The sequence below is a fragment of the Streptomyces sp. NPDC054840 genome, assembly GCF_053611065.1.
The window spans coordinates 1-6,218 of sequence record NZ_JBSGZP010000448.1; the positions used below are offsets into that span (position 1 = coordinate 1).

At 70.4% G+C, this 6,218-nt stretch carries 4 protein-coding genes; 1 reads left to right on the top strand and 3 read right to left on the bottom strand.

What is annotated here, in order from left to right; translation table 11 throughout:
• Positions 1–126: 126 nt before the first annotated feature.
• From ACWGIU_RS26505 to gmd, 3 genes are all read right to left on the bottom strand, one after another.
• Complete coding sequence (locus tag ACWGIU_RS26505) at positions 127–798, bottom strand: hypothetical protein (RefSeq protein WP_453709795.1); 672 nt, start codon at positions 796–798, stop codon at positions 127–129.
• A gap of 97 nt (positions 799–895) precedes the next feature.
• On the bottom strand, positions 896–3,679 hold the full coding sequence (locus ACWGIU_RS26510) for a DNRLRE domain-containing protein (protein WP_453709797.1): 2,784 nt from the start codon (positions 3,677–3,679) through the stop codon (positions 896–898).
• A gap of 245 nt (positions 3,680–3,924) precedes the next feature.
• Entirely contained in the window at positions 3,925–4,938 is a 1,014-nt protein-coding gene (gmd, locus tag ACWGIU_RS26515; protein WP_453709799.1) for a GDP-mannose 4,6-dehydratase, read from the bottom strand.
• Positions 4,939–5,225: 287 nt separating this feature from the next.
• Between gmd and ACWGIU_RS26520 the strand changes: the two genes are divergently transcribed.
• Positions 5,226–6,170 carry a GDP-L-fucose synthase family protein gene (locus tag ACWGIU_RS26520; RefSeq protein WP_453709801.1) on the top strand — a complete coding sequence of 315 codons (945 nt, stop codon included), beginning with the start codon at positions 5,226–5,228 and terminating at the stop codon, positions 6,168–6,170.
• Positions 6,171–6,218: the final 48 nt, after the last annotated feature.

The window sequence follows — 6,218 nt, forward strand, 5'->3', positions numbered from 1 at the left end:
CTCGCCGCGTTGTCGGGCGCGCCCGAGTACGTCCGGTACGCGGGCGCCCCTCCGCCTTGCGATGTACGGCACCGGACGCCGCGGGGCCCGCCCTTCGGGCGGCCGGCGCTACTTCGCGGACACGACCTAGGCCGGGATCCAGGCGTAGCAGCCCGACGAGTTGAACTCCGCCGTGCCGGCCGGGATCGCCGCCGTGATCCTGTCGCCCGCCTTGGGCGGGGTCTCGGGGCCCGAGGCGAGGGTGCCGCCGTCCTTCCCCTTGGCCTCCCAGGTGCAGTTCGTGGCCTGGGTGAGCGCCCGGTAGGTGCCCGCCGCGGGCGAGGTACGGGGGCCTTCGGGGAAGCCCTTCTCCGCCGCGGCGAGGATCGGCTTCTGGTCCGGGCACAGGAAGGTGATCGCGTCCTTGGCGCCCGGGATCTCGCCGGTGATGACGGCGCCGGTCGCCGCGTCCTTGTCGTGCTTCGCGGTGCGCTGCACCCGCTGGCAGGCGTCCTGGCCGCTCTGCAGCACGGACGCCGGGTCCACCTTGTCGGGGACCCGCCCGCTCAGGTACTTCTTCTCCTCCGCCGTGAAGCTGCCCGTCTTCGGGGTGAGCTTCGCGTCCGGCACGACGGGGCCGGTCGGTTTCGCGTCGGGGTCGGTCGACGGCTGCGGGGCGTCCGCCGGGTCGGGGGCCGACGAAGAGGCCGGGGGCTTCGGCTTGGCGCCGGAATCGGCCTTGTCCCCGCCCGAACTGCAGGCGGTCAGCGTCAGGGCGGCGGCCAGCAGGACAGCAGCCGCTGCGGAGCGTCGGTACATCGGATGGCTCCCGTACTCAAGGGGGGTGTGCAGCGGGGCCCGGCCACAGAGAGCCGGACCCCGCACGCCGTCAGGCGGTTGTTTCGGTCTTCGTCGCTTACTTCACGCCGAAGGTGAGGACCAGCTGCGGAGTGCCCTCCGCCGCCGTGGCCTCGGAGGACCAGATCCACAGCGGGTCGCTGCCCGTGCTCGTCAGGCCCAGGCCGTAGCTGGTGCCCAGCGCCGCGGAGACCGTGGCGGCGTCCAGCTCCACGTTGTGGACCGCGGAGCCTTCCGGCACGCCCGCGATGGTGCCGAGCGGGGTCGTGCCGAGGGTGGGCTTGGTGTTGAAGGTCGTACCCGTGCCGGTCCAGTTACCGGTGACCGGGAGCACCTTCACGGTGTCGGTGGTGCCGGAGTTCGCCTGCGTGCTGGTCTTGATCTGCAGCGAGGCGGACTTCAGGACCTGGCCTGCCGGGGCGGCCGGCAGGTTGAAGCGCAGGTACGACTCGTAGAGCGAGCCGCTGCCGCGCACCGCGAGCGAGGTGGACGTGCCGTAGATGGTGCTCGGGGCGCCCTGGTTGACGTAGGTGTCCTCGGTCGTCTTGACCGCGGAGACCGTGTCGGTGGGGGCCTTGGCCAGGTCGAAGTGGTTCTTGACCTGGGCCTGGGTGAGCGCCGACGGGTAGACGGCCGTCTCGTCGAGCTGGCCGGCGAAGAAGTTGCTCGTCGGGCGGGTCGGCCAACCGGAGAGGTTGTCGCCGCCGACGTGCCAGTAGCCCGCGTAGGTGGTGTTGCTGGTGGCGTTCAGCGTGCCCTTGCTCTGGCCGTCGACGTACAGCGTGATGCCGCCGGGGCCCTGGGTGCCGACCACGTGGTGCCACTTGTTGTCGTTGTACGTCTCGAACAGGCCGGTGGAGACCGTCCGGACCGAGCCGTTGTAGACGCCGAACACCAGGCGACCGGTGTTGGTCATGTAGATGTGGCGGTCGTGCGAGCCGCTGTTGCGCGTGGTGTTGTTGCCGAAGCCGATCAGCTTGCCGCCGCGCGTGGTGTTCGTCTTGAACCAGGTCTCGATGGTGAAGGTGTTGCCGACCGTCTGACGGCGGTCGCTGTACACCTGCTGGCTGGTCCCGTTGAAGCCCATCGCCGTGCTGCCGGAGACGGCGCCGGGGGACTGCTTCAGGGCGGGGGCGTTGACCTGGATGCCGCTGCGGTTGCCGGACACCGAGGAGTCGGCGACGTAGGGGCTGACCGCGTCGTCGAAGCGCCAGTAGAGGTCGGCGCCGTCCGTACGGACCTGGTTCGCGTACGCCTGGACCGAGTTCGGGACGGTCACCGAGGCGACGGCCGACAGGGCGCTGGTGTTCCCGGCGGCGTCGGTCGCGGTCACCCGGTAGGTGTAGCTCTGGCCGGCCTTGACCGTGGCGTCGTTCCAGGAGGCCTGGGGGCGCTCCCACTCCAGCGAGTTGGCGGTGACGGTGGCGGCCGGAGTGGCCGAGCCGTTGCGGTAGATGCGGTACGTCAGCTTGCTGTCGTCCGCGTCGTAGCTGGTGCGCCAGCGGACCTGGACCTCGCCGGGCTTGACGCTCGCGGCGCTGGCCACCGGGGTGGTGGGGGCGCCGACGTCGCCGGTGGAGGCGAAGCGGGTCAGACCCCACTGCGGCTTGCCGTTGATGAGGGTGAACTCACCGCCGACCCACATGTACTTGACGTCGTTCTTCTCGGCCACGGCCATGACGCGCGGGCCGATGCCCTCGGTGCCGTCCATGCCGTCGTTGGCCGTGGGGTGCCAGCCGAGCTTGCCCGGGCCGCGCACGAAGCCGTCCACGGGCGCGGGGGCGGCGCCTTCGTGGTTGGTCGGCTGGGCCAGCAGGAAGTGCCGCTTGCCGTCGGGGAACTCCAGCTCGGTGGAGCAGTCGTGCGCGTGCGAGGAGCTGTAGAGCACTCCCTCGTAGGGCAGGACGAACTGGGTCGCGCCGAGGCAGCGGTCGCGCCACTTCTCGGTGAAGTCGCTCAGGCGCAGGCCGATGCGGCCGTCGAAGACGCCGCCGCCGGAGCCCTCGTGGCCGGTGTAGAAGCCGGTGTCGTCGGTGGAGATGTCCTTGACGACCGAGTTCGACGGGATGTTGCCGTACGTCTTGGTGACCGCGCCCGTGGTGGCGTCGACCACGGCGAGGGCGTGGCTGTTGGAGCCGTTGACGGTGAAGAAGTCGCCGCCGAGGAGCACGTTCTTGCCGTCGGGGGTGACCTCGACCGCGCGGCCCGGCTCGTCGACGTTGGCGACGAAGGGCTTCAGCGCACCGGAGGAGGCGTCCACGGCGGCGAACCGCTCGCGGGTCTGGCCGTCGACGGTGTAGAAGTCACCACCCGCGTAAAGGGTGTTGTCGGTGACGGCGAGCGCGCGCACGGTGGCGGGGAAGCTCGGGTGGAACGATGCCTTGGGGGTGCAGCTCGCGATGTCGATCGCGGCGAGGCTGGAGACCGGGGTGCCGTTGACGGCGCCGAAGGACCCGCCCGCGTAGAGGGTCTTCTTGTCCTTCGAGACGACCAGCGTGCGCACGGTCGCGGTGCCTTCGCCGATGGTGAAGGCCAGCTTGCAGGAGGTGGGATTGCCGGTCGCGGCGTCGAGCGCCACGAAGTTCACGGCATTCTGCTCCGCGCCTGCCGCGCCCTCGGGCGGGCGGACGGCCGAGAAGGTACCGCCGGCGAAGACGGTGCCGTCGGCCTGGGCCATCGCCCAGACGACGCCGTTCGTCTGCCAGGTCGGCAGTTGGTCGGCGGTGAATGCCACCGGCGCCGTGATGGCGGACGCCTGAGGCATCAGCACCAGGCCTATGCCGGTGCCCGCACCGGCCAGTGACAGGACGAGGGCAGCAGTCAGCCCTCTGGATCTACGCATGAGCCCCCCAGGGCAATTGCCCGGTTTGATGGCTGGAACTATCCGAACAGCCATATGTACTGGCGCAGACTAGGGCTCATATGAGGCCTGGTCACCTCCCTTGACCCATTGCATACCAACTTGGAATCAACAGGTTCAGCACGGAGGGCGCACAAGGGACATACAGCAGGTTTACCCCGGCCACACCCCTGCAGAGCAGCGGAGTACGGCCGGAACACGGCAAACCGTAGGGGAAATATAAGGCCTCAGCGGTCGATGCGGACGGTCACGCCCGCCAGTTGGTCCTCCACCTGACGGATGTCGGCGTCGACCATGATCTGCGCCAGCTCCGCCACCAGGACCGTCGGCTTCCAGCCAAGCAGGTCATGGGCCTTGGAAGCGTCACCGATGAGGGCGTCGACCTCGCTCGGGCGCTCGTACTTGGGGTCGTAGCGCACGTGGTCGGTCCAGTCGAGGCCGGCGTGCGTGAAGGAGGACTCGACGAACTCGCGGACGGTCGCGGCCACGCCGGTGGCGACGACGTAGTCGGTGGGCCCGTCCTGCTGGAGCATCCGCCACATGGCGTCCACGTACTCGGGGGCGTAGCCCCAGTCGCGCACCGCGTCGAGGTTGCCGAGGTAGAGGTGTTCCTGGAGGCCGGCCTTGATACGGGCCACCGCCCGGGTGATCTTGCGGGTCACGAACGTCTCGCCGCGGCGCGGGGATTCGTGGTTGAAGAGGATCCCGTTGACGGCGAACATGTCGTACGCCTCGCGGTAGTTCACCGTGGTCCAGTACGCGAACACCTTCGCGGCGCCGTACGGGCTGCGCGGGTGGAACGGGGTCTGCTCGTTCTGCGGCGGCGGGGTGGACCCGAACATCTCGGAGGACGAGGCCTGGTAGATGCGGGTGTCGACACCGCTGGCCCGGATCGCCTCCAGCAGCCGCAGCGCGCCGAGGCCGGTCACGTCGCCCGTGTAGAGCGGGGCGTCGAAGGAGACGCGGACGTGGGACTGGGCGCCGAGGTTGTAGACCTCGTCGGGGCGTATGTCGCGGAGAAGGTTCACGAGCGCGACGCCGTCGGAGAGGTCGGCGTGGTGCAGGACGAAGGACCGGTTGGCGGTCTGCGGGTCCTGGTAGATGTGGTCGACCCGCTCCGTGTTGAAGCTGGAGGACCGCCGCACGAGCCCGTGCACCGTGTAGCCCTTGGAGAGCAGGAGCTCGGCGAGGTACGAGCCGTCCTGTCCGGTGACTCCGGTGATCAGTGCGGTCTTGCCCATGGGGTCCCCTTGGTGGTGGTTTCTGTCTGTCGTGGTGAGGCTGTGCCTCGAAGTGGGTGCGGAGCGGGCCGTCATGCGTCGCACCGAGCGGCCCGGCCGCGGCCCGGGGGCCGGATTGCGTTACCGTACACGGCCCCTCCCCGCCTGGCCCGGCGGGGCGGACGCCCCTGCCCGAAGGAGACGCGGGCCGGTCCGGCCCCGGTTCCGGACGGCGTCCCGGCGCCGTCCGCGCCCGGGCCGGTGGACCCGTGCCGGACCCGCGGCGCCGGACTGGCATCATCGGCGGTATGACAAGTTCGCTGCCGCTCCTGCCCCCGAACGCCCGCGTCTTCGTCGCCGGCCACCGTGGCCTCGTGGGGTCCGCGGTCGCCCGGCGGCTCACCGCCGACGGCCATGAGGTGCTCACCCGGGGCCGCGCCGACCTCGACCTGCGCGACGGCGCCGCTACGGCGGCGTACCTGAAGGACGTCCGCCCGGACGCCGTGGTGCTGGCCGCCGCCAAGGTCGGCGGGATCATGGCCAACAGCACGTATCCGGTGCAGTTCCTGGAGGAGAACCTGCAGATCCAGCTCAGCGTGATCGGTGGCGCCCACGCCGCCGGCGTGGGCCGGCTGCTGTTCCTGGGATCGTCCTGCATCTACCCGAAGCTGGCCCCGCAGCCGATCCGTGAAGACGCCCTGCTGACCGGCCCGCTGGAGCCGACCAACGAGGCCTACGCCCTCGCGAAGATCGCCGGCATCGTCCAGGTCCAGTCGTACCGCAAGCAGTACGGGGCCTCGTACATCTCGGCCATGCCGACGAACCTGTACGGCCCGGGCGACAACTTCGACCTGGAGACCTCGCACGTCCTGCCGGCCCTCGTCCGGCGCTTCCACGAGGCCGCCGCCGAGGGCCGTGACGAGGTCACGCTGTGGGGCTCGGGCACCCCGCGCCGGGAGTTCCTGCACGTGGACGACCTGGCCGCGGCCTGCGCCGTGCTGCTGAACTCCTACGACGGCGACGAGCCCGTCAACATCGGCTGCGGCGAGGACCTGACCATCAGGGAACTGGCCGAGACGGTCGCCGAGGTGACCGGCTTCCGCGGCCGGCTCGCCTGGGACACGTCCAAGCCGGACGGGACCCCGCGCAAGCTGCTGGACGTGAGCCGCCTGACCTCGCTCGGCTGGAAGCCCGCCGTCCCGCTGCGGGACGGCATCGCCGCCACGTACAAGTGGTGGCGCGAGCAGAGCTGATCGCACAGGCGGCCCAGGCCCTCAGTACGCTCCGCGACCGTCTACGAC